Source organism: Enterococcus sp. JM9B (assembly GCF_009933265.1).
Taxonomy (GTDB): Bacteria; Bacillota; Bacilli; order Lactobacillales; family Enterococcaceae; genus Enterococcus_C; species Enterococcus_C songbeiensis.
The window spans coordinates 267,901-292,992 of sequence record NZ_MAEK01000003.1; the positions used below are offsets into that span (position 1 = coordinate 267,901).

The window sequence follows — 25,092 nt, forward strand, 5'->3', positions numbered from 1 at the left end:
GCTATTCCTCCAATATTTTCATTCGACGATCAAGGTTTGCGTCCACATTGATCGATTGTACCTGTGTGACTGTCAATGGATCCGTCAGCAAAACGAATCGAGTGGGATCATCCGGCGACAAAACTTCTGTGCCGGTAATCTTTGCGGCTGCTAATTGTTGCCGTAACTGCGGCATCTCTTCTGTTGAAAGTGTAAACGACAAATAGTAACGAGAAAGTACTTTATCGGCGGCGGCTAATTTCTTTGGTCCCAGCGTTCCATAAAAAGGCAGCTTAGGAAGTCCTGCTTGTAGATTTTCTGCAATAGTTGCCAAATCCGTTACAACACTGGTGGCTGTCGGTCGTGCGCCTGCCCCAGGTCCGTAATACATTCCACTACCGATACCACGGCTTTTAACAAAAACACCATTAAACTCATTGCGAATTGTGGCTAAAGGATGATGTTGAGGAACCCACATCGGAGCCACCTCTGCATAAACTGCATCTCCAATTCGTTGCCCTCGACCAATTAGTTTTATCTCATACCCTAATCGGTTGGCGGTGCGAATATCCTCTTTTTGGATATCTCGGATTCCTTCAATCGTAAGCTCCTCAAAAGAAAGTGACATATCAAAGGCAAATGCCGTTAATAAAATGGTTTTGTAGGCCGCATCGAAACCATCCACATCATTTGTCGGATCTGATTCTGCAAAGCCTAACTGTTGCGCTTGGCTCAGACTTTCTTCGTAGGACAATTTTTTTTCTTTCATTTGAGTTAACATATAATTAGTCGTACCGTTGATAATTCCACTAATTTCAGTGATTTCATCTGCGAGATAGCTGTTTTGCAAAGTGCGCAAAATCGGAATACCTCCCGCCACACTTGCTTCATAGTAAAGAAAACAATCCTGCTGCTGGGCAAGTTGCGACAATTCTTCCCCGTGGAGTGCCAAAAGATCCTTGTTTGCAGTCACTACATGTTTGCCGTTTTTCAAAGCCGTTGTGATAAATTCTTTGGCAGGATGGATTTTGCCGATTACCTCCACAACAATATCAATGGCAGGATCTGTCAAAATTTCTTCGGCATCATGGACCAATTGGATATGGTATTTTTTTGCAAGGTCCGTTTTGTCTTCTGCTTTACGCACCAACGCTTTTGTAATCGTCAAATCAATTCCCCGCTGTCGAAGCTGTTCCTGCTGTTCCGCTAAAATCGTTAGAACACCTGTGCCAACGACTCCTAAACCGAGGATTCCGATTGTTAGTTTCTTCATACAATGCCTCCTTAACTAATAATGATATTAAAACACATTCATTCTTTTCTCATCTAATTTTATCTAGCATACCAAAATTGACTCAAAAAAACTAGGGCTTTTCTTAAAAGAAAAGCCCCAATTTTTTATTGGTGATGGATATGTTTTAGTGTTTGTTCTAAAATATCGATCACATGATTATCATCTAAACTATACAACATGGTTTTCCCCTCGCGGCGTGCTTTTACCACTCGTTTTTCCCGCAGAAGTTTCAATTGATGGGAAACAGCCGATTGTTCCATTGCAACAACGGTTGCGATAGAAGTCACGTTGCGTTCCCCTTCATCTAGCGACATCAAAATTTTTAACCGAGTAGGATCGCTTAACACTTTGAATAATTGGCTGATTTTTTCGACATCTGCTAATGAATATCGGTCCATGTTTTTCCCTCTTTCAATCATTTCAAAAAACTATTCGCAGCGGATTTTGATTTTTCCAATTCCGTCTACGGCTTTTTGCTAGTCATTCGTGATTTTGTTGATGGCGGCTTCCAAAGCAGCCACTCGTTGTGTTGCTGCCGTTTCTGAGTCAGCTTTTACACCAATGTAGAATTTGATTTTTGGTTCTGTTCCGGAAGGACGAACGGCAATCCAGCTAGAATCTTCCATCATATATTTCAGAACATCTGATGGCGGTGTAGTCATCTTTTGCATGTTACCGTCTAAGCCCACTCGTGTCAATTGTTTGAAATCTTCAGTTTGTACAACAGGAACTCCGGCAAAGGAAGACGGTGCTTGTTCTCGGAACTTATTCATGATTTGTTTGATTTTTGCTGGGCCATCTAAGCCACTAAGAGTAACAGAAATCGTTTTTTCACTAAAGTAACCATATTCTTCAAAAATATCTTGGAGACCGTCGTAAAGTGTCTTGCCTTGTTTCTTGTAATAAGCGGCAACTTCGGCTAATAAAACCAATGCTTGGATCGCATCTTTATCCCGAACGAAGGGTTTTACTAGATAGCCGTAGCTTTCTTCAAAACCAAACATGAAAGTATGAGAATGATCTTCTTCAAATTGTTTGATTTTTTCAGCAATAAATTTAAAACCAGTCAAAACATTTAGCATTGTCACTTGATAATTTTGTGCAATCACTGTTGGCAATTCACTGGAAACAATCGATTTTAACACTACTGCATTTTCTGGCAATGTTCCGGCTTGTTTGTGGGCCTCTAAAATATAACGAACCATCAATGCACCTAGTTGATTTCCTGTTAAAACCTGATAAGTACCATCAGGCAAACGAACGGCTGCACCTAAACGGTCTGCATCTGGATCAGTAGCAATCAAAAGATCTGCATCTTCTTTTTCTCCTAATTTGATGGCGTATTCGAAGGCCGAATGTTCTTCAGGATTAGGCGAATGAACGGTACGGAAATTGGGATCTGGCTCTGCTTGTTCTGGAACAATGACAAATTTTTCGAAACCGGCTTGTTGCAATGCCTTTTCTCCCAACATTTTTCCGGTACCGTGCAATGGAGTGTACACCAATTTTAATTCCTTACCCATCTCATTGATTAATTCTTGATTAATCGTTACCGTTTTTACTTCTTTTAAATAAGGAAGATCGACATCTTCACCGATAATATGAATTAGTCCACTATGTTCTGCTTCTTCATCTGACAATACATTGATTTCCAATGGATTGATAATTGAACGGACAAAGGTTGTCAAACGGTCCGCATCAGCTGGTGGCATTTGCCCCCCGTCTTCCCCATAAACCTTATAGCCATTGTAGGCTGCAGGATTGTGAGAAGCAGTAATCATAATTCCAGCAAATGCTTTCAAATAGCGCACCGCAAAAGACAATTCCGGCGTCGGACGCAAACTTTCAAAAACATAAGTAGGAATATTATGTTTTGCCAAAGTTTTTGCTGCTTCCATCGCAAATTCTGGTGACAAATGGCGCGAATCATAAGCGATTGCAACCCCACGGCGACGTGTTTCTGGATCTTGTTCATCCATAAATAGCGCCAATCCTTCCGTTGCTTGACGGACAGTATAAATATTCATTCGGTTGATACCCGGTCCTAAGATGCCCCGCATACCGGCAGTTCCAAATTCCAACGGCGCATAAAAGGCATCCTCTAATTTTTCTGGATCCTCTTGTAAATCACCTAGCTGTTTTTTTAGTGTTTCTTCTAAATTGGCATCGTTTATCCACTGTTCATACACTTGTTCCCAAGACATGAAATAACACCTCTTTCATTTAATTTCACCTTTTAAGTATAACACGCCTTTTTGTACACGCCAACAAAACTACTGCAAACTCCTTAAAGAACAAAAAAAGTATCTGCTGAAATCAACAGATACTTTTCGTTTATTTTGCGACGATATTCTCAGGATGTTCTTTTTGTTCTTCTAAATAATTAAATACTTGTTGACCGGCGATTCCGCCTTCACCAACTGCTGTTGTGATTTGACGCAACGTTTTTTCCCGTCCGTCACCGATAGCAAAAACACCAGGGATGGAAGTCCGCATTTGGTCATCCGTCAAAATCCAGCCGGCTTCATTTGTGACGCCTAGGTTTTTAACTGGTCCAGACAGTGGGTCCAATCCTACATAGATGAAGATTCCGTTCGCACTTTCTTCGTGAACTTCATTGGTTTTGACATTGCGAATCTTTGCGCCTGTGACAACCACTTCATTGCCTTCTATTTCTTCTACTACCGAATTCCACATGAAAGAAATTTTTTCATTGGCAAATGCCCGGTCCTGGATGATTTTTTGTGCTCGCAATTCTTCTCTGCGGTGAACAATGATGACTTCAGAAGCAAATTGAGTCAAATAAATTGCTTCTTCTACTGCTGAATCACCACCGCCGATGACTAATAATTTTTTATTGCGGAAAAAGGCACCATCACAAACCGCACAGTAAGAAACGCCGCGACCGGCAAATTCTTCTTCACCGGCAACGCCTAGCTTGCGATGTACACAGCCAGTAGCTACGATCACGGTTTTGCCCTTGTAGCTTTCATCTTCAGTGAAGACTTCTTTATACGCGCCATGATCTACGACGTCTTGGACGATCCCATAAGCATTTTCTGTGCCAAATCTGGAAACACCTTCGTACATCTTCATAGCGAGTTCTGGTCCCATGATGGAATCAAATCCCGGATAATTTTCGATTTCGGCGGTATTGTTCATTTGTCCGCCAGGTGCTCCTCGTTCAATCATCAACACGGATAGATTTGACCGAGAAGCATAAAGTGCGGCTGTCATTCCGGCAGGTCCGGCACCGATTACGATTACATCATACATTAAAAAATCCCCCACTTATAATTTGTAAGTTAACTTTAGTTTAGTTTTGCCATTCTGTCTAATCTTCTGCTTGAAGCTTTTCCAATTATTAACAAAATCAACTCTTGCAAATTATACCTCACTACTTTGCAATTTGTACATATCCGCATACAAACCATCTTGCATCAGTAACTCACTATGATTGCCTCGTTCCACGATATTTCCTTTGTCCAATACGAGAATCAAATCAGCATCGCGAATCGTTGAGAGACGGTGGGCAATAGCAATTGTTGTTCGCCCTTGCCGCATATTTGCCAATCCTTCTTGGATCAAGCCTTCTGTTTCTGTATCGATATTGGCGGTGGCTTCATCTAAAACCAGCACTTTAGGATCGGTCACCATTGTTCTGGCGAAGGAAATCAATTGCCGTTGTCCGCTGGAATAGCTGGCACCTCTTTCAATCACTTTGGCATGGTAGCCGCCAGGAAGTTGTTGAATAAAATGATCTGCTTGAACAAAACGGGCAGCTGCTTCGATTTGTTCGTCAGAGATTTCTTTATTCAGCAAACGAATGTTGTCGGAGATATCCCCGTAAAACATAAACGCATCTTGCAGAACTAAGCCAAGTTTTTTACGAATTTCTTCGATTGGAAATTCACGGATGTCTTTTCCATCGATCAAAATCTGTCCTTCGCTAAACTCATAGAAACGCATCAAAACATTGATGATTGAGCTTTTTCCGCTACCGGTATGACCAACAAGTGCCACAGTTTCTCCAGGTCGGGCAACAAACGAAATATCATTCAACACATTATTTTTGCCGTCATAAGAAAAACTTACGTGACGAAATTCGATTTCTCCTTCTTGGATAACTTCTTTTGCATCGGCATTTTGTTGTGGTGTCGCTTCTTCATTATCCATGATTTTTAGAATTCGGCTGCCTGCCACCATTCCATCGGTAAAGACGCTCAAAAAGTCCATCATTTGCGTCATGGGATTGAAAAAGCCCTGAACGTAAGTAGTAAAGGCGTAAATCAACCCTACTTCAACAGGAGAATGCAAGGCATCAAATCCGAAAAGCGTCAATGACAAAGCAATGGCGATCGCATAAAGAAAATTAATGATTGGTGCCAGCAAAAGTGAGTTGGTTTTAATCATGGCGAATCGGGTTTTCAAGTAATCATCATTGATTTCTTCAAATTCTTGATTCAAGCGAGCTTCTTGACGAAATTGTTGGATGATTTGCATTCCTGAGATTGATTCATTTAGTTTCGTATTTAGTTGACTCAACTTTTCCCGCATTTGTCGATAAATTCGGGAGCTGAATTTTTGATAGTACCATATGACCACTAATAAAATCGGCAAAAACAAAAGATTTGCCAATGCAATTTTAGGGCTGATTTGAAACATGGCGATAAAAGAGGAAATTACTGCAAAAATCCCTGTCAATACCATTAAAAAGACATACCAGAACTCAAAAAGTGTTTCCGTATCGTTGGTCACCCGTGATACGATTGAACCGGCAGGGGTTTGATCAAAATAGCGCATCCCTAACGTATGCAATTTTTCGAATAGTTTTACTCGAATATACTGATAGGTTTTCAAGGAAGCCATCGAATAAAGAAACCATTGGAAAAACCAGATGATTGCTTTAACGATTACACCAAAGAGATAAAGTCCGGCAAAAAATAAAATGATTTGTGTCGTCGCGTTTTTTTCAGTCAAGTAATCATCCATAAACGTTTGGATGATCCGCGGCAAAATAACGTTGACAACAGATAACACAAGAGCAAAAAGAATTGCTACAAAAAAGGTGCTGCGAAAGGGACGTGCAAAAACGAATAATCGCTTGATGATCGTTTTTTGTTCTTTGAAGGGAATTGATTTCGTCCACTCTGATTGATGTTGTTCCATTATTCTCCTCCTTCAATTTTTGCTTCTAGCTGCTGTTTATCCCACATTCTGCGGTACCAGCCATTCAATGCCAGCAATTCGCTGTGGGTGCCTCGTTCAATGATTCGTCCTTCATCCAATACGATAATCTGTTTGGCATGCATGACGCTGCTTAAACGGTGAGCAGAAATAATTGTTGTTTTGTTCTTTCGGTATTCTCTTAAATTGTGCAAAATCGCTTCTTCCGTTTTGGCATCGACGGCAGATAAAGCATCGTCCAAAATCAACAACTCTGGATCGACTGCTAATGCTCGAGCAATTGAGATCCGTTGTTTTTGTCCCCCTGAAAGAGAAACCCCGCGTTCCCCCACCAGCGTATCGTATCCTTCCGGCAAACCTTTGATATCTTCATTGATTACTGCCAAAGAAGCAGCTGTTTCAACTTCTTCTTGGGTGTACGCCGGATTAGCAAAGCGAATATTGTCACGAATCGTCATGGAGAATAAAAAATGATCTTGAGGAACATAACCAATCGCATGCAGCAACGCATTCAACGAATAATTTTTCACATCATGCTCGCCAAAAATAATTTTCCCCTCATAATCGTCATATTCCCGCATCAGCAATTTTAAAATCGTTGTTTTACCAGCACCGGTTTTCCCAACAATTCCCAATGTGTCCCCTTTTTGAATAGTGAACTTGATTTGCTCCAAGGTTGGATGATCATCATCCGGGTAAGTAAAGGATGCAACGTCTAAATTAATTGCACCTTTTGCAGTTGTTTTAACAGCATCTTTTTTCTCAACGATATGGGTTTTTTCTCCCAATAGTCCGGAAACCCGGTCATAACTGGCATTTCCTCGCTCTAAGACGTTGAATAACCGACCAATGGCAAACATTGGCCATACCAACATACCAATATAACTGATAAAGGAAACCAACTGCCCGATGGTGATGGTATCTTCCATGATAAATTTTCCGCCAAGAATAATCGTAATCACGTAAGAAACACCAATAATCAACGTGATAAAGGGATCAAACAGCGCATCAAGAAAATTAACCCGCCGATTTTTACTGATGGCATTATCGATCTTCAAACTAAAATCTGCTAAATCTTCCTGTTCTTGTCCAAAGGTTTTGATTACCTTCATTCCAGTGATACTTTCTTGCGTTTTGTCATTGATGGTAGAGAAGGCTTCCTGAGATTCCCGAAAAGCATCATGCAATCGTGAACCCAGCACTCGTGAAGTCAACGCCAACAAAGGCAGTGGAATCAATGCAATCAATGTTAGGCGCCAATCAACAAACAACATCATGGCAACGATGGTCATACTGCCGGTAATAAAGGAATCCGCAAAGGTCAGAATTCCAGCCCCCGCCACATTTTGGATCGCATTCAGATCATTGGTGGCATGCGCCATTAAATCACCGGTACGATATTTTTGATAAAATACATGGTCCATTTTTGTAAAATGATCAAAAAGTTGCCGGCGCAAATCTTTTTCCAACCGTGCGGCACTTCCCCAAATATTGGTTCGCCAAATGTAGCGGAAGACATAAACCGCAACTGCCGCAACCAACAAAATAATGACCCAAAACACGATAATATTTAAATGAATATTGTCTTCTGCAATTTCATCAATAATGATTCCGATTACTTTAGGGGGAACCAACTGCACCACCGCAACTAAAATCAGGAAGGTGACCCCCACGATATAGCTTTTCTTCTCTTGCTTAAAAAACCAACCTAACTTTCTAAAAATCGACATTTTTCTCCTCCTTGTTCCTTTTATAGAATTAATTTTTCTTATTGAAAAATTAGTTTGATTGTCACGCCGTATATCATTCCACTAGTGTACTTGAGGTAAGTGGAACTGACATCCTTGTTCCTTTTATAGAATTAATTTTTCTTATCGAAAAATTAGTTTGATTGTCACGCCCTATCCTCATTCCACTAGTGCACTTGAGGTAAATGGAACTGACATCCTTGTTCCTTTTATAGAATTAATTTTTCTTATCGAAAAATTAGTTTGATTGTCACGCCCTATCCTCATTCCACTAGTGTACTTGAGGTAAGTGGAACTGACATCCTTGTTCCTTTTATAGAATTAATTTTTCTTATTGAAAAATTAGTTTGATTGTCATGCCCTATCCTCATTCCACTAGTGTACTTGAGGTAAGTGGAACTGACATCCTTGTTCCTTTTATAGAATTAATTTTTCTTATCGAAAAATTAGTTTGATTGTCACGCCCTATCCTCATTCCTCTAATGCACTTGAGATAAGTGGAACTGATAATCTTATCCAAACTTTTGAATTTTCTGAATAATCTTACAACTCACGCCATGAAAAAAACGAGCTGAAAAAATCAGCCCGTTGTCAGTTACTCGTCTCAGAAAACAAACGATTATTTCTTCGTTTGATTTTTCATCTGTTGCATCATCTGACGAATTTTTTTCTCAGATGGTTTTTGCCCCATAGACATCATCATTGTTCGTAACATATCCTCATTAACGGGAGGATTTTTTTCTAAATAATCTTTCATATATTTACGCGCCAAAAAGAACCCGCCAACAGCGCCGATTACTAATGCGACAACCGCAATCAATATAACAATACCTGCATTCATGTAAATCTCTCCTTTCTCTGGTAGTCTCAATGAGTTATTTTACTAGAAAATCATTAAAAAGAAAAGGCGTTTTCCAAAATTCATGCTTTTTTTTGAAATAATTCCCTTGTTTTCTTCAGCAAAAAATCAGTAAATCTCCAAAAAAGAAAAAAAGACAGAAGAAATCGTTTTCAAAGCTTTGAAAACATGATAAGCTGAAAAAAAGACGAGGTGATGAAAATGGAACAAACATTGGTAATCATTAAGCCAGATGGTGTAAAACGAAAATTGATTGGGCGAATCATTCAGCGCTTTGAAGATCGAACGTTGACTATCACTCAAATGCGGCAGGGAGTGATGACTCCTGAGATGGCTAACACCCACTACCAGCATCTAATCGAAAAACCCTTTTTCCACGAAATCGTGACCTATATGACTTCTGGTCCCGTAATCTATCTTGTATTAGAGGGAGAAAATGTTATTGAGATCGTCCGCAGAATGGTAGGAAAAACCAACGCACTGGAAGCTGATCCCGGCACGATTCGCGGAGATTTTGCAGTCAACAAATCAGAAAATATCATCCATGCCTCCGATTGTCTGGAAGCTGCGGAAAAAGAAATCACACGTTTTTTCCCGTAACACATTAAAAAGGCAGAACGAACACGTTCCGCCAGCCATTTTTAACGAAAGGGACTTTCTGAGTCCTTTTTTTGTTCCCGTATTTTTACTGTTTCCAATTAAAGGGAAGGATTTATTTTGTTCAAAAGATTTGGATCAAAAGTTTGTTTTCGCAACATGTCAATTTCAAAACCATAAGGTGCTTTTTTATTCTTCTTGTCTTCTCCTACATAAGGTGTCTCCAGAATTTTTGGCAGATCTTTCAATTTTTCATGGTGAACGATGGCATTCAAGGCGTCAAAACCAATCGTTCCAAAACCAATATTTGCATGACGATCCTTGTGAGAGCCCCGTGGATTTTTTGAATCATTTACGTGAATCACTTTCAGACGCTCCAACCCAATGATCTTATCAAATTCTTCCAACACGCCATCAAAATCCTCTTTGACGTTATAACCTGCATCGTTTGTGTGACAGGTATCTAAGGTAACCGACAATTTCTCGTTTAAGGTCACTCCATCAAAAATGACGGCTAATTCCTCAAAAGTTCTGCCTAATTCCGTTCCTTTTCCCGCCATCGTCTCCAACGCAATTTGCGGAATTTGATCTTTCTCCAAGATTTCATTTAAACCTTTGATGATCTGCTGCAACCCAGCGTCAACACCAGCGCCCACATGCGCTCCCGGGTGCAGTGTAATTTGAGTTGCTCCCAATGCTTGCGCCCGTTGAATTTCTGTGTGCAAAAAATCAACAGCAAAGCCAAAATTCTGCGGCTTGATCGTATTACCTAAATTAATGATATAAGGAGCGTGAACAACGATATTACTTAAAGAATGCTCCTTCATAAAGGTTTGTCCTGCCTCAATATTTAATTCTTCGATGGGCTTGCGGCGTGTATTTTGCGGAGCACCGGTATAAATCATAAAAGTCGTCGCCTGATATCCCGCTGCTTCTTCTGCCGCTCCCAATAACATCTTTTTCCCACTCATAGATACATGTGAACCAATCAACATAGTTTTCTCCTCCAGTTCTGTTTCCTATTATCTCCAATGAAGCAAAAAGATGGCAACTTTTCTGCTTATATTCCGCCAAATAATAACAAAATCACGGTCATCAATCCTAAACTGAGTAAAAAACTGACGGAAGAACAAAAGCCGACGATTTCTTCCTCCACCCCCGCAGCCACTGCATTGATTACGTTAAAAGTAGCGATTGGCGCCACCGCCAACAAACACAGCACCAATTTGCCTAACTGTGGCAAGGGCAAAAATAAAAACAGCGCTACCAGCCCAAGACCTATGCCATAGCGCAGCACTAAACTTTGCAAAACGATTCGTTGCGCACTTTTAGGCAGTCGCAATTCCAAAAAAAGACCAATCATAAACATCGAAAGAAAGGTGTTGGCAGAAGCAATCGGTTGCAACACGGTCAACAAACTTTCCGGTAATTCAATGGAACCTACCCGCAACAACAGCATAACCAAATAAGCGGTATAAGGAATCGAACGAAATAGTTTCCACAAAACTTTTCGCAAATCGAAGCGCTGATTCTTCCCTACCAGATGATCCACCAGTACGGTTGTTCCTCCAGCCAGCATGATGCTGTTTCCCAGATCGAACATGGAAATCAAGGGAATTCCGATGGGTAAAAAACTTTGGACAAAGGGCAGCGTAAAATTTCCAATATTAAATCCCGAAGCCATATACATCATAAATTCCTGTTTGATAGGTGCTTCTTTTTTAGTCAGCAACCAACTGACGAATACTTGTAAAATAGAAAGTCCGAAGCCTAAAAAAATCAGCAGAAATAAACTGCTTTTTATTTGCAAAGAAGCAAAATTAACAATAATCGTGGCTGGCAGCGTGATGGTCAAAATGATGATTGAAAGCGTCGTTCCATCTGCTTTTGATAATAAATTTAAGCGCTTTAATAAATATCCGAAAAAAATAATAACAAATAATCCAACTGCATTGATTAAAATTGTCGCCATACTTGCTCCCTTCACTACGCCTATTCTCTGTTCATAGTACCTGAAATCATTTGGGAAAGAAAGTCCGTAAAAACATTTGCCGAAATTCTAAGCATTTGCTAAGCATCTATTCATTTTTTCTGATTTTTGCTATAATAACACGGTACCCAAATAAAACTGAGGTGAAAATCGTGCCCCAAAAAGGAAAAAAAACACAAGAGCCTTTTTCCGAGAAATCAAAAGGCTGGTTTTATTTCAATATTAGTTTACGCGTCTTACATTCACTGCTGCTTGTCGGCCTAGCTGTTTTGATTATCGGTGGCGCACTTGCTGCTGGGATTGGTGCTGGTTATTTTGCCTATCTGGTAGAAGATACAAATACGCCAACAAAAAAAGAACTCCAAAAATCTTTGGGGGATATCTCAGAAACCTCCAAATTGACTTATGCTGACAGCAAAGAAATCGCCACGATTCGATCAGATTTAATGCGAACAACGATTAAATCCGATCAAATTTCCGAACTGATTAAAAAAGCAATCATTTCGACAGAAGATGAATATTTTTACGAGCACAATGGGGTCGTTCCCAAAGCAGTGGTTCGTGCCTTGCTATCCGAAGCCATCGGTTTTGGCGGTGGTGGCGGCTCTACATTGACCCAGCAGATCGTCAAGCAACAGGTGTTGAGCAGTGAAACTACCTTCAAACGTAAAGCCAATGAAATTCTTTTGGCGATGGAGGTGGAAAAATTTTTCAGTAAAGATGAAATCGTTACCCTCTATTTGAATGTCTCACCTTTTGGTCGAAACAATAAAGGCCAAAATATTGCAGGCGTTCAAGAAGCAGCAAAAGGAATCTTCGGAAAAAATGCCAAGGATGTCAATCTTGCTCAGGCGGCATTTATCGCCGGACTTCCCCAAAGCCCAATTATTTACAGTCCCTATGATAACACCGGTGAGATCAAAGAAAATCTGACTGCCGGCTTGGAACGAAAGGATTTTGTTCTATTCAGTATGTACCGCAACCATGCCATTACGAAAAAAGAATACGAGGAAGCTAAAAACTACGACTTAAAAAAAGACTTCTTGAAACGGCAAAATGCCACTACGAATGATCATGGTTTTCTTTACTACACTGTTCTAGGAGAAGCACAAGAAATCGTCGCCAAACAATTGGCTACAAATGACAAACTTTCTACGGAAGAATTTAATAAAGACGAAACCCATCAAAAATACCTTGAATTAGCTAAAAACGAACTGGTCACTGGCGGCTATACCGTCAAATCGACGATCGACAAAGCGATTTTTGACGCCATGCAACAAGGTGTCGCAGATTACGGCTACCTATTGGATAATTACAATGGTGATCGTGTCGAAGTTGGGAATGTGATGATGGACAATCAAACTGGACGAATTCTCGGTTTTGTTGGCAGTCGCGATTTTTCAAAAAATCAAAACAATCATGCCTTCGATACCATGCGGGCGGCTGGTTCCTCCATCAAGCCGGTTCTAGTTTATGGTCCGGCAATTGACCAAGGACTGATTGGAACAGAAACTCGGGTGTCTGATTATCCAACCAGTTGGAAAGCTGGTGAAAATGCTGGCGAAGATATCGTGAATGCCACCAATAAGGGATCGAAAACCTTCCAGACCGTTCGTGAAGCCTTGAATGAATCAACCAATATTCCTGCCTATCACGTTTATCAGGACTTGCAACAAAATACTTCGGCTAATTTTGCTTATGAAAATTATTTGAAGAAAATGAATTATACAGCTTTAGATGAATGGAGTTTTGAGTCTGCCCCACTTGGACCAATGGACGTCACGACCTTGCAGCAGACAAATGGTTTCCAAGCGCTGGCAAATGGCGGTGTGTACCAAGAAGGCTACTTGATTGAATCAATTACAGACAATCAAGGAAATGCAATTTATAAACACAAAGAAAATCCAGTTCAGGTATATTCACCTGCAACTGCATCGATTATGAATGACTTGATGCGCAGTGTTTTGGATGCACAAATTACAACACCTTTCAAATCTTCTATCAATAATTTGAATTGGTACCTTGCACAAGCCGATTGGATTGGTAAAACTGGTTCTTCAGATTATTACAAGGATTCTTGGCTGATTGTGTCAACACCTTCCGTAACCATCAGCAGTTGGTCAGGCTTTGACGACAATACAACAAAAAATGATCAGGATGCCGGACAACGAACCGGTCAATACCTAGCAAATTTAGTCAATCGTATTTATATGGCAAGCCCGGATGTTTTTGCTACGGAACAAACCTTTACACTCGATAAAAGTGTAAAAAAAGCAACCGTCTCGAAGTTCACCGGTGCCTTACCTGGAACTGTTACAGTAAACAATCGCTCGGTCCAAACGCCGAAAGACACCACAACCTCCTACTGGGCAACCGATACCGTTCCTCAAAGCAGCTTTAAATTCGGCATCGGCGGAACAGATGCAAACTATTTAGATTATTGGAACAAAGCAATTAAAACTACAACCAAAACCACTTCTTCAACAAATCGCGCAACCTCGCAAAATACTACGAATCAGGCGAACGAGAAAAAGGAAGAAGAAAAAGAAACTGACAAAAATGAATAAAAAAAGACGGTTCATCCGATGGATGAGCCGCCTTTTTTCTTAAATATTATTTTGTTGAGCCTTTTTTATCCACACCATAAGGTAAAATAATTGTTTTTTCTTCTAAATCTTCTTTGTTCATCATTTTTGTCAAAAGACGCATAGAAACCGCACCGATATCATACAATGGTTGTGTAATACTGGTTAATTTAGGACGAGCAACATCCGTCAACAACGAATTATTGCTGGTAATGATTTCAAATTCTTCAGGAACTTTTACGCCTTCATCCAATAAACCATCCAGTAAGCCGATTGCTAATTCATCATCTGTAACGACCGCTGCTGTTGCACCGCTGTTGCGAATACGAGAAACCAAAGCGATGCCGTCTTTGAAATTGTATTTTGCTTCAAAAACCAGACCTTCGTTATAAGACAAACCATTTTCTTGCAAGGCTTCCTTATATCCATTCAACCGATTTTGACCGTTGATTGGATCAATCAATGCTCCACTGATAAATGCAATTTTTTTATTGCCATTTTTTGCCAACAAATCTGTCGCATCTTTCGTTGCATTTTGGTAGTCAATATTCACACTGCCGACTTGTTCATCAGGATCAATGGATCCAGCTAAAACGACTGGTGTTTTTGAGCGGGAAAATTCACCACGAATCTCATCAGTAATCCGATGTCCCATAAAAATAACGCCGTCCACTTGTTTTGCCAATAAATTATTCAATACGTTGACTTCTTTTTGATTGTCTCCATCTGAATTGGCTAAAATAATATTGTACTTGTACATTGTTGCAACATCATCGATACCTCGAGCCAATGATGCAAAATACATGTTGCTTACGTCTGGAATGATTACACCGACAGTCGTTGTTTTTTTGCTGGCTAGACCTCGAGCCACAGCGTTTGGACGATAATCTAAGCGATCAATCACTTCCAATACTTTCTTGCGGGTCGCAGGTTTTACATTCGGGTTGCCATTGACAACACGAGAAACAGTAGCCATCGAAACATTTGCTTCGCGGGCAACGTCATAAATCGTAATTGTTTGTTTTTCCATTCTTCTTTCTCCTATTCGATTGTTTTCAGAAAATCTCATTTACATTTCTTTGTAAGAATATCACGTTAGCAACAGGAATGCAACCGTTTTAATTTAGTTTTCATGAAAATTATGTGATTTTTTCAAATGTTGCTTTTGGTCATTTAGTGGTAGAATAAAAGTATCTACCCTTGGAAAGAAGGAATATTGATGAATCAAACAAAATTACAGGAATTACGCCACTGGATGACCCAACAAGAAACCGATCTTGTCTATGTCAGCGATCCGGGACACATTGCGTACTTTTCCGGTTACACCAGTGAGCCTCATGAACGTGTTCTGGCACTTTTCATTCCATTAAAGAAAGATCCATTCTTGTTCACTCCCGCTTTGGAAGTGGAAGATGCTCAAAACAGCGATTGGCCATTTGATGTTGTGGGTTATTTAGACAGTGAAGACCCTTGGCAAAAAATCACCGCCGAACTAACCAGTCGTTACGGAACTATCCAACGCTTTGGTTTGGAAAAAAATTCCTTGACTGTAGATCGCTTTGAAAAACTGCGGAATGCTTTTTCTTCAGATTTTTCTGTGGATGTCACTCCAGCAATCCAACGCCTCCAACTACTTAAAACAAAAGAAGAAATCCATACACTTTTAGAAGCCGGCGACTGGGCAGATGTTGCCTTTGAAATCGGATTTGGTGCAATCAAAGAAGGTGCTGCTGAACAAGAAATTGTTGCAGAAATCGAATACCAATTAAAACGTCGCGGCGTATCCGCCATGAGTTTCGATACAATCGTTTTAACTGGGAAGAATGCTGCCAGTCCCCACGGAAATCCCGGTAATACAAAAATTCAGCCTCACGATTTAGTGTTGTTTGATTTGGGGGTTATTTGGAAAGGTTATTGCAGTGATGCCACTCGAACGGTTGCTTTTAAAGAACCGACTGCTTTTCAAAAAGAAATCCATCATTTGGTACTAGAGGCACAATTAGCCGCTCAGGCAGCGGTAAAACCTAGTATCACGGCTGGTGAATTGGATGCTGTTGCCCGCAATGTGATTACTCAAGCAGGTTACGGGGAATACTTCAATCATCGTCTAGGTCACGGGATTGGTACAACTGTTCATGAATACCCTTCCCTTGTTGAAGGAAATGATCTTGTGATTGAAGAAGGAATGTGTTTTAGCCTTGAACCAGGAATCTATCTTCCTAATCAAGTCGGTGTACGGATTGAAGACTGTGTTTATGTAACAGCAGATGGTTGTCAACCTTTCACCAAGACCAGCAAAGAGTTACTGATAATCGACTAAAAAAATTCCCATGAGCTTGTTATATCCGCTCATGGGAATTTTTATTTTTATCAGCCTTCTGGATTATTTTCTTCCAGTTTATCTTTTAATTCTTCCTTGGCTTCTTCCAATTTACCTGAATCAGTTTCAGCTACTGTCTCTTTGGCTTCATCGACAGCAGTGGAAGCTGTTTCTTTCACGTCCTCAACGATTGGTTGTGCTTCTTTCACCCCATCATTGACGGTTTCTTTCATTTCTGTCGCAGAATCTTTGACATCAATGAAAATATCCTGTGCATCTTCTTTCGCTTCTTGTACCACGTCACTACTGCTGTGTTTCAATTCATTCGCTGACTTCTTAAAGCGCTCAGAAAGATCCCCTGTTTGTTTTTTCAAGTTTTCAATGACTTCTTCCGAAGAATCGTGCAGCCCTTCAAAAGAGCCACTTGTTTTTGCCTTCAGACTTTCAGTCATTTCCTCTGCCTGTTTGGAAAGTTTGCCAGCTTTTTCCTTTGCTATATCAGTCAAGTCTCCGCTTTTTTCTTTGGCATAATCCGTATAATCCGATGCTTTGTCTAACAAATCATCTGCCTGAGCAGCTAATTTTTCTCGCAAAACTTTTCCAGACTCCGGAGCCAATAGTAACGCTGCCACTGCTGCTGCCGTGCCGCCAATTACTGCACCTAATAAAAATCCGCCTTTTTTACTCATAACTTCCCCTCCATTTATTGGTTTTGTTAAGGATCATTTTATTGATCTTTGTTCCGTTGTTTAAAGAATTTCATCGCCATCTGTCCGGCTTTGCCGGCAACAGTGGCCTGTGCGGTTGTTTTACCCACTGCACCTAATTTTGTCGCCAAGTTTTTCCCAGATCGATTTAAATCTGAGACACTCACGCTTAAATCAGCGACCGCTGTGAATAAAGGATCGATGGTGGCTACTTTTCCATTGACGTCGTTTAATAAAGTATTCGTTTTCACCAATAGTCCTTCTACCTCACTGGATAACACATCGACATCCTTTGTAACGATTCGAATTGTATTATTTGCTTCCTCCACCGTTACGTTTACTTTTTCTACTGCATGATTGATTTGATCGACTGTTTTTGAAAATTGAAGTAATAGTCGTACGATAAAAACGACCAATACCGCAAAAGCCAAAGCTGCGATCAATGCTGCTATTTCTCCACCGCTCATAGGTTATCTCCCTTCCAAAGATCATACTTCAAGGATAGCATTTCATATTTTTTAATACAAATAAAAAACAACAGAATCGAGAAATTTCGTTTGTCTTTTCAAAAAAGCCGTTACAGAAAATTTCTCTAACGGCTTTTAGACTTATTTGGTTTTCTTCGGTGTTTCTTCAGAAAGCTCTTTTCCTAAGTCAATAATGAATTGACGCAGATTATCTTTGACTTCAGGATGTTTCAATCCATATTCAATACTTGTTTTCATGAAACCGAACTTATCCCCGACATCAAAACGTTTGCCTTTGAATTCATGGGCAAAAACTCGTTGGGTTTTATTCAAGGTATCGATGGCATCGGTCAATTGAATTTCATTGCCGGCACCTGGTTTTTGGTGTTCTAAAATATCAAAAATTTCCGGTGTCAATAAATAACGACCGATAATCGCTAAATCACTCGGCGCTTTTTCCGGCGCAGGTTTTTCAACAAAGTTTTTCACGTTGTACAGCCCGGATTCCACTTCTTCTCCTGGATTGATGATTCCATATTTTGAAGTATCTTCATGAGGAACCTTCATCACAGCAATCGTTGACGCATGGGTTTTTTCATAATCATTGATTAATTGTTTCGTTAAAGGAACCTTGTCTTCCATCAAATCGTCCCCTAGCATCACGATGAATGGTTCATTGCCAACAAATGCCCGAGCTTGTAAGACAGCATGTCCCAAACCACGAGGATGGGATTGGCGGATGAAATGCAAATTGACATCTGTCGTTTCTTCAACCAATTTCAATAATTCAGTTTTGCCTTTTTCTTTCAAATTTGTTTCCAATTCAATATTGGCATCAAAGTGGTCTTCGATTGGGCGTTTTGCTTTACCGGTCACGATTAGAATATCTTCGATTCCTGATTTCAATGCTTCTTCCACAATAAATTGAATTGTTGGCTTATCAACGATTGGCAACATTTCCTTTGCCATTGCTTTCGTTGCAGGTAAAAAACGTGTTCCTAATCCAGCTGCTGGAATAACTGCTTTTTTGACTTTCATTGCTTTCGCTCCTAACTTTCTATCATTTACTTTAATGAAAATTCGTTTTCAATTTTCCCATCCCGTAGCATAATATTTTTTGCTGCTTCGTTGATGTCTTCCTTTTCATAAAGTACGCTATAGATTGTTTCTGTGATAGGCATATCGACTTTTAATTGCTGAGCCAGCTCCATTGCTGCTTTCGTGGTAGCTACCCCTTCAACGATCATTCCCATATTTTCTAAAATCTCGTCCAAACTATGCCCTTTGCCTAATAAATTTCCGGCACGCCAGTTTCTTGAATGGACACTCGTACAGGTAACAATCAAATCCCCCACACCACTTAATCCGATAAAAGTTAAAGGATTCGCACCCATTGCCACACCTAGACGACTGATTTCTGCCAGTCCTCGTGTCATGATTGCTGCTTTGGCATCATCTCCAAAGCCCAAGCCATGAATCGCTCCCGCACCGATTGCAATGATATTTTTCAACGCGGCACCGGTTTCTACACCAATAACGTCATCATTGGTATAAATACGAAAATAATCATTCATGAATAAATCTTGGACATATTTTGCTGCGTCGTCTTTTTCGCTGGCAGCTGTGATTGTTGTGATATCATGAACTGCCACTTCTTCCGCATGACTAGGACCTGACAGAACCACAACAGCTTGACGGTGTTCTTCTGGAATTTCTTCTGTTAAAATTTCTGAAATCCGTTTATGCGTTCCTTGTTCCAATCCTTTGGCCGCATGGATGATAATTGGTTTATTTTTTACGTGTTGCGCAAATTCTTGTGCTACCACTCGCACCGCTTTAGTAGGTACAACAAACAAGACCGCATCTGCTCCCTCAATGGCTTCACGGATGTCTTTGACAGCAACGATATTTGCGGGAAGTTTAATATCCGGCAAATAATGACGATTGGTATGGTACGTGTTAATTTCGTCAATTTGTGCGGGATTGTTTCCCCAAATCTTTACCTCGTGATCATTTTCAGATAAGACTTGCGCTAAGGCTGTTCCCCATGATCCGGGACCAAGCACAGCAATTTTTTGTTTCACAACGGAAACCTCCTTATGATTCAATAAAGCACTTTAATTTTACCATACAACGAATAACTTGTCCTGTTATACTATGAATTCATTGCTCCCGTAGGTACGGGTATAATACTTCAGCTTTTGATTATTTTTTCTCCGCCAGAACAAAAGACCCCATGCTCCAACAAACAGAATCACTGACAGCAATTGCGACACACGGATATCACCAAAAAGATACAAACTGTCTGTACGCATGCCTTCGATAAAGAAGCGTCCGAAGCTGTACCAAATCAAATAACCGAAGAAAACTTCTCCTTCTTTTAAGAAATTGCTTCGTTTACGCAACAGAATCAATAAAAGAAAACCGAGAACGTTCCAAACCGATTCGTACAAAAAAGTCGGTTGTCGATAAGCACCGTCTATATACATGTTATCAATGATAAATTGTGGTAAATGCAGGCCTTCTAAAAAAGTCAGAGTCGTTTTTCCACCAAATGCTTCATGATTCATAAAATTGCCCCAACGACCAATACCTTGGGCCAAAATCACACTGGGTGCAGCAATATCTAAAAAGGTCCATCCGGAGATAAATTTATAACGGCAAAAGAAAAACAACCAAATACCGCCGGCAATTAAGCCACCATAAATCGCCAATCCACCAGAACGAACATTAAAAATTTGAATTGGATCTTTCAAGTAAGGTTCTAAATCAAATAAAATGTAATACAAGCGTGCACCAATCAAGGACAAAGGCAAACCCACCAACATGAAATCCGTGACATCATCTGCTTTCAGTCCTACCCGCACGGCTTCTCGAGAACTTAACCACATAGCGATGATCACTCCTGTTACAATAATCAACGCATACCAATAGATCGAGATTCCAAAAATTTCAAAGGCTACTCGATTCACCATTCCTACCATCTAAACCGCTCCTCATTCCGTCGAATTTTCTTCGATCAATTTACTCAATCGTTCTTCAAATGTTTTTGTTGCATCATACCCCATAACCTTCGCCCGATAATTCATCGCGGCTACTTCAATAATGATTGCAACGTTTCGCCCGGTTTTCACTGGGATTTTGATTTGCGGAACATCAACTGCAGCAATTTGGATTGAATCATCTGCTGAACCAAGTCGATCATATTTTTTCTCTTTTGACCATGCTTCTAAATAAACCGCAAGCTGTACCTGCATGGAGCCGCGAACAGCACTGGCACCAAATAAATTCATTACATCAATAATGCCAATTCCACGAATCTCAATCAAATGTTGCAGGATTTGCGGCGGTTCGCCAACAAGTGTCAATTCATCCTGTTGGTACACATCCACCCGATCATCTGCAATCAAACGGTGGCCTCTTTTAATTAATTCAAGCGCAGTTTCACTTTTTCCGATTCCACTGTCCCCTTGAATCAATACACCTAACCCGTAGACATCAACTAAAACACCATGGACACTCGTCCGAGAAGCCAATTGACTACTCAAATAAGTGGACATCTCTCCTAACAGTCTGGAAGTAGAAATCGGGGAACGCAAAACTGGAATTCCATGTTCCTCGCAAGCTTGGATCATTTCTTGTGGAACTTCAAGACCACGAGATACAATAAATGCCGGTGTATCTTCGCTGCACATCCGACGCAACACCATCAAGCGTTCTTCCGGCATCATTCGTTGTGCAAAGGTAATTTCTTTACTACCAAATAATTGCAGCCGATCATGTGAATAATAATTAAAATACCCTGTCAATTCAAGACCAGGTCGTGAAATGTCTCCTGTTGTGATTGCCCGTTCTAATCCAGTTTCCGTGCCGCTGACGATTTCCAAACTCAATTTTTGGGCCATCTGGTTAACTTTGACAATTTCTGTCATTGGTTTCCCTCTTTTCTCAGTTTTTCGTTTACTGTCTCATTTTATCATTCTAGAACAAAAGTTACTAGAAAACACAGTAAATCTTGTTGGAAAGTTTGACTGATTAGGTAATCCGGCCTTCTTTTTCATAAAAAAAGAGAATGTCACTGATTGTTCAGCGTCATTCTCCTTCATATTTTCGCATATTATAATCTGTCACGATCACATTAACCAACGACATAATTACGGCTACCAAAAGTGCTGCCCCAAAACTGGAAAAACCAAAATTGGCTGCGCCGACAAAAGTTGAAGTCAGTTTCAACATCGCCGCATTGATGACGAAGGCAAAGAGTCCTAACGTCAGAAAAGTTAACGGTAATGACAAAATCGTTAAGATTGGCTTCACGAAACCATTTAAAATCGATAAAACAAAACTAGCGATGACTGCAGTCCAGATACTTTCAACATGGAACATACCATTTGGCAGCAGGACTGCTAGTGAGATAAAGGTCAACGTGTTCACAACGAGACGTTGAAAATATGTCACTAGAAATCACTCCAGTCGTTATCATCGATCTTTTCAGCTTCTTTGCGGTTTTTTTGCTTTTGATCTTTTCGATAATTATTCTTTTGGTAATATTGGTTTTGACGTCCATAAGAACCGCTGCCGGAGCGACCGGAAGGGATAATGACCGCCAACACAATATAAAGAATGACAGGACTTGCTAATAGGACAAAGCTCAAGAATACATAGATCACACGTACGATTGTAGGATCGATACCCAAGTATTCGGCGATCCCTCCAAGTGTCCCTGTCAAGACGATATTATCAGTTGATTTTGTTAGTTTTTTTCTCAATTTGGTTCACCTCTATCCCCTCAATTTTACCCTATCTGAAGAGAAATTTCATCTCCTCAGATAGGAAAATCTTGTTCTTTTTTTCTTATTTATCTGTGTTTTTCAAGAAAATATTTCCGGTTGTCGTTGAAAGATCGATTTGTGCAAAACTGTCACCGGCTACCCGACGGAATTGCAGCATTTGGTTCATGCGTTCTTTCTTCTCACGAATCACTTCATATTCTGTCATCCGAGAATTGATGCTGCCAAGACTCGTTTTGGCATTTCCTTCAACACCTAGTTCAACTGGCAATGCAATTTTAACATTTCCGTTCACTGAGCTAGCATCTACCCGTTTGATATTGGTATCCTTCAATGTCAAACGAATATCCCCGTTCACCAAGGATACACCTAAGGTTTGCGGCGTGGTCTTCATTGTAACGGTTCCGTTGACTGTTTCAATAATTGAATCCAGTACTTCTCCGTCACGAACATCAATAGCGCCATTCACCCCTTCAATTTCCAACATCGTTGCATGAATCAGTTGAAAATCAATGCTGCCGTTTGTCGATTTAGTGTAGACATCTTTTGCTTCCAATTCATTGACCAAGATGCTGCCGTTCAACAATTTCACCGAAACATGATCGTACACTCTGCGAGGCAGATAGAACGTCAAGTCGGCTCCTACTCGTTTATTTGGTACTTGGAAGGAGATTTGTTCATCATCCACTAGAATTTGGCTGCGTTCGTTAAAAGCTTCAAATGGGGTTTCTGAATCCATTTTTCCATACAATTTAATTTTTGCGTCTACTTTCACGCCGGGTTCATCCCAAGCTTTGAATTGAACATTTCCGTTCGCCACTTTTACATCGATGATCGTTGCCGCTGTTTCAGGATATTCAAAGGTATGTTCAAATTTTGTCGAAGCAATCCCGGGTACTTTCAAACTGATATCTTTCCATTCCACATTGTCATTGACAGTTTCTGAAACAGTTTGGAAAGTTTTTTTCAAAAATCGTCCTAGATGTGTGCCAGCTTCAGCCATTTTTTCTCCTGCTTGATTCAAAGCATCGCCAGCTTGTTCTTTCCAGTCATCAGGAATATCGATTTTTGAATTGATTTTTTCTTTTGTTTGAGACCATTGATCTTTTTTGATGTCTTTGAGCTGTGCATCCAATTCTGCCCGTTCCGCCATCAATTTTTCCAGATTAGCTTCCAATACTTTAATCTCGCCTTCTACTTCATGGCGTTCTGCCAAATCGTCTTCGGTGAAAGCATCCAGTTCTTCTTTCGTGTTCAATTCCATCAAACGACTTTGTGCATCCTTCAGTTCTGCTTTTACTCCTTGGATTTCCGCATTGACCTCATCAAGTTCAGCCGAAGCCTGATTTGCTTTTGTTGCAAGCGAATCTAAAATTTCTTCTAGATTTTTCTTATCTTCCGCAGTTTTTTGTTTTAATTCTGCTTCATGATCAACAGGTTCATTATCTTGTAACAAGGTATCTAAATCATCTTGTTTTTCGGCAGTTACTTTTTCATTGGCTTGTTTGATTTGTTTTTCGTCTTTTTCGGTCGCCATACTTTCTAGCAAATCCAAGGCTTCTTCCGTCGAAAGCACACCTTTTTTTACTAAATCCAATACTCGTTCTCTTTCATTCATGGAAATTGCCTCCTCAAATAATTTTCTGCAAGTTTTCCTTACATGTCTATTATGCCCGCATTGCTGCAAATTGTCATAGGACTAAAGTAGTAACTTTTTCTAAATCTCAAGCAGTGGTTTTGGTTTCTGCAGTAAGTGTCCCCCTCTAGTTTAAAACAGAATCGCAAAATGGCACACTTCTTTGCTCAACGCTGTCAAAAAAACCGCCAAACAATTTGACGGTTTTAAACAGAGAAAAAGCTTAAAATGCTTCGTCTCTGTTGGTATTTAATTCTGTGATTTTTCCAGTTGCCAGATACACGATCCATTCGCAGATATTTGTTACGTAATCTCCGATTCGTTCCAAATATTGAGCCACATAAAGATAATCTGTGCCGCTGATTACTGTTTCAGGATTTTCTTTCATGCTTTCAATGGTTTGATAATAAATTTTAGAATAATAATCATTCACCCGTTGATCCATATTAGCGATCACACGTGCATCTTGTTCATTGGTTTTCACATAGGCTACCAACACATTATCCACCATTTTTTTCACATAATCAGACATATCGGAAATTTCTTTTTCTATCTCGGCAATCCGGGTTTGTCCTTTTACTCTAATGGTCGACTTTGCGATAGATACTGCGTGGTCAGCCATTCGTTCCAAGTCTGAACTTGCCTTCATCACAGTAATGATCATACGCAAATCAGTCGTAACCGGTTGTTGCAAAGCGATCATTTCAAAGCTTTTCTTTTCTAAACGGATTTCCATATTATTGATTTCTTCATCGTGATCAATCACTTCTTGCGCCAGATGCTTGTCGTGTTTAATGTAAGCTCTGACCGATTTATGAACGGCATTGCTGACCATCATACCCATTTCATAAAATTGATTGTGCAAATTTAATAATTCTTCTTCAAACTGCGTACGCAACATGCGGGGTATCCTCCTCGTTCATTTTGATGTAT

At 40.2% G+C, this 25,092-nt stretch carries 23 protein-coding genes; 3 read left to right on the forward strand and 20 right to left on the reverse strand.

Going from position 1 to position 25,092, the window contains the following annotated elements:
- Nucleotide 1: 1 nt before the first annotated feature.
- The 7 genes from BAU16_RS01650 to BAU16_RS01680 all read right to left on the reverse strand — a co-directional run bounded on the left by BAU16_RS01650 (nucleotide 2) and on the right by BAU16_RS01680 (nucleotide 9,049).
- The gene (locus BAU16_RS01650; RefSeq protein ID WP_161526282.1) at nucleotides 2-1,252 is read right to left on the reverse strand and encodes a homoserine dehydrogenase; all 1,251 of its coding nucleotides are present in this window, start codon (nucleotides 1,250-1,252) and stop codon (nucleotides 2-4) included.
- 125 nt (nucleotides 1,253-1,377) lie between these two features.
- Nucleotides 1,378-1,671, reverse strand: coding sequence for an ArsR/SmtB family transcription factor (locus tag BAU16_RS01655; RefSeq protein ID WP_048604939.1), 294 nt, complete (start codon nucleotides 1,669-1,671; stop codon nucleotides 1,378-1,380).
- Between the two features lie 78 nt (nucleotides 1,672-1,749).
- Nucleotides 1,750-3,477, reverse strand: coding sequence for a phospho-sugar mutase (locus tag BAU16_RS01660; protein ID WP_161526283.1), 1,728 nt, complete (start codon nucleotides 3,475-3,477; stop codon nucleotides 1,750-1,752).
- A 130-nt stretch (nucleotides 3,478-3,607) separates the two neighbouring features.
- On the reverse strand, nucleotides 3,608-4,549 hold the full coding sequence (trxB, locus tag BAU16_RS01665; protein ID WP_161526284.1) for a thioredoxin-disulfide reductase: 942 nt from the start codon (nucleotides 4,547-4,549) through the stop codon (nucleotides 3,608-3,610).
- Nucleotides 4,550-4,660: 111 nt separating this feature from the next.
- Nucleotides 4,661-6,442 carry an ABC transporter ATP-binding protein gene (locus tag BAU16_RS01670; protein WP_137605063.1) on the reverse strand — a complete coding sequence of 594 codons (1,782 nt, stop codon included), beginning with the start codon at nucleotides 6,440-6,442 and terminating at the stop codon, nucleotides 4,661-4,663.
- Nucleotides 6,442-8,190, reverse strand: a complete 1,749-nt coding sequence (locus tag BAU16_RS01675) for an ABC transporter ATP-binding protein (RefSeq protein WP_161526285.1) — start codon at nucleotides 8,188-8,190, stop codon at nucleotides 6,442-6,444. The genes BAU16_RS01670 and BAU16_RS01675 overlap by 1 nt, the downstream gene beginning before the upstream one ends.
- Before the next feature lie 637 nt (nucleotides 8,191-8,827).
- Nucleotides 8,828-9,049, reverse strand: a complete 222-nt coding sequence (locus tag BAU16_RS01680) for a YneF family protein (protein ID WP_048604934.1) — start codon at nucleotides 9,047-9,049, stop codon at nucleotides 8,828-8,830.
- A 219-nt stretch (nucleotides 9,050-9,268) separates the two neighbouring features.
- Between BAU16_RS01680 and ndk the strand changes: the two genes are divergently transcribed.
- A complete protein-coding gene (ndk, locus tag BAU16_RS01685) occupies nucleotides 9,269-9,667 on the forward strand; it encodes a nucleoside-diphosphate kinase (RefSeq protein WP_048604933.1) in 399 nt (132 codons plus the stop codon).
- A 98-nt stretch (nucleotides 9,668-9,765) separates the two neighbouring features.
- On the opposite strand, the gene BAU16_RS01690 is transcribed toward ndk, so the two are convergent.
- Both BAU16_RS01690 and BAU16_RS01695 read right to left on the reverse strand, forming a co-directional pair.
- Complete coding sequence (locus BAU16_RS01690; protein WP_161526286.1) at nucleotides 9,766-10,659, reverse strand: deoxyribonuclease IV; 894 nt, start codon at nucleotides 10,657-10,659, stop codon at nucleotides 9,766-9,768.
- A 65-nt stretch (nucleotides 10,660-10,724) separates the two neighbouring features.
- Complete coding sequence (locus BAU16_RS01695; RefSeq protein WP_161526287.1) at nucleotides 10,725-11,636, reverse strand: AEC family transporter; 912 nt, start codon at nucleotides 11,634-11,636, stop codon at nucleotides 10,725-10,727.
- Nucleotides 11,637-11,806: 170 nt separating this feature from the next.
- Here BAU16_RS01695 and BAU16_RS01700 point away from each other — a divergent pair, with 170 nt between their 5' ends.
- Entirely contained in the window at nucleotides 11,807-14,221 is a 2,415-nt protein-coding gene (locus BAU16_RS01700; RefSeq protein WP_048604930.1) for a transglycosylase domain-containing protein, read from the forward strand.
- A 46-nt stretch (nucleotides 14,222-14,267) separates the two neighbouring features.
- Here the strand turns inward: BAU16_RS01700 and ccpA are convergent, their stop codons facing one another.
- Complete coding sequence (gene ccpA, locus BAU16_RS01705) at nucleotides 14,268-15,269, reverse strand: catabolite control protein A (RefSeq protein WP_137605057.1); 1,002 nt, start codon at nucleotides 15,267-15,269, stop codon at nucleotides 14,268-14,270.
- A 189-nt stretch (nucleotides 15,270-15,458) separates the two neighbouring features.
- Between ccpA and BAU16_RS01710 the strand changes: the two genes are divergently transcribed.
- Nucleotides 15,459-16,559 carry a M24 family metallopeptidase gene (locus BAU16_RS01710; RefSeq protein ID WP_161526288.1) on the forward strand — a complete coding sequence of 367 codons (1,101 nt, stop codon included), beginning with the start codon at nucleotides 15,459-15,461 and terminating at the stop codon, nucleotides 16,557-16,559.
- 50 nt (nucleotides 16,560-16,609) lie between these two features.
- Here the strand turns inward: BAU16_RS01710 and BAU16_RS01715 are convergent, their stop codons facing one another.
- The 10 genes from BAU16_RS01715 to phoU all read right to left on the reverse strand — a co-directional run bounded on the left by BAU16_RS01715 (nucleotide 16,610) and on the right by phoU (nucleotide 25,060).
- Nucleotides 16,610-17,248, reverse strand: coding sequence for a YtxH domain-containing protein (locus BAU16_RS01715; protein WP_161526289.1), 639 nt, complete (start codon nucleotides 17,246-17,248; stop codon nucleotides 16,610-16,612).
- A 38-nt stretch (nucleotides 17,249-17,286) separates the two neighbouring features.
- Nucleotides 17,287-17,733 carry a DUF948 domain-containing protein gene (locus BAU16_RS01720; protein WP_048604926.1) on the reverse strand — a complete coding sequence of 149 codons (447 nt, stop codon included), beginning with the start codon at nucleotides 17,731-17,733 and terminating at the stop codon, nucleotides 17,287-17,289.
- A 141-nt stretch (nucleotides 17,734-17,874) separates the two neighbouring features.
- Nucleotides 17,875-18,771 carry a UTP--glucose-1-phosphate uridylyltransferase GalU gene (galU, locus tag BAU16_RS01725; RefSeq protein WP_048604925.1) on the reverse strand — a complete coding sequence of 299 codons (897 nt, stop codon included), beginning with the start codon at nucleotides 18,769-18,771 and terminating at the stop codon, nucleotides 17,875-17,877.
- Between the two features lie 26 nt (nucleotides 18,772-18,797).
- Complete coding sequence (locus BAU16_RS01730) at nucleotides 18,798-19,817, reverse strand: NAD(P)H-dependent glycerol-3-phosphate dehydrogenase (protein ID WP_048604924.1); 1,020 nt, start codon at nucleotides 19,815-19,817, stop codon at nucleotides 18,798-18,800.
- 66 nt (nucleotides 19,818-19,883) lie between these two features.
- On the reverse strand, nucleotides 19,884-20,717 hold the full coding sequence (gene lgt / locus BAU16_RS01735) for a prolipoprotein diacylglyceryl transferase (RefSeq protein WP_048604923.1): 834 nt from the start codon (nucleotides 20,715-20,717) through the stop codon (nucleotides 19,884-19,886).
- Between the two features lie 12 nt (nucleotides 20,718-20,729).
- Entirely contained in the window at nucleotides 20,730-21,665 is a 936-nt protein-coding gene (hprK, locus tag BAU16_RS01740) for an HPr(Ser) kinase/phosphatase (protein WP_048604922.1), read from the reverse strand.
- 160 nt (nucleotides 21,666-21,825) lie between these two features.
- Entirely contained in the window at nucleotides 21,826-22,191 is a 366-nt protein-coding gene (locus BAU16_RS01745) for a phage holin family protein (protein ID WP_048604921.1), read from the reverse strand.
- Nucleotides 22,191-22,502, reverse strand: a complete 312-nt coding sequence (locus tag BAU16_RS01750) for a PspC domain-containing protein (RefSeq protein ID WP_161526290.1) — start codon at nucleotides 22,500-22,502, stop codon at nucleotides 22,191-22,193. Before BAU16_RS01750 ends, BAU16_RS01745 begins: the two co-directional genes overlap by 1 nt.
- An 85-nt stretch (nucleotides 22,503-22,587) precedes the next feature.
- A complete protein-coding gene (gene liaX / locus BAU16_RS01755) occupies nucleotides 22,588-24,141 on the reverse strand; it encodes a daptomycin-sensing surface protein LiaX (RefSeq protein WP_137605052.1) in 1,554 nt (517 codons plus the stop codon).
- Between the two features lie 241 nt (nucleotides 24,142-24,382).
- A complete protein-coding gene (gene phoU, locus BAU16_RS01760) occupies nucleotides 24,383-25,060 on the reverse strand; it encodes a phosphate signaling complex protein PhoU (RefSeq protein ID WP_048604918.1) in 678 nt (225 codons plus the stop codon).
- Between the last annotated feature and the right edge of the window lie 32 nt (nucleotides 25,061-25,092).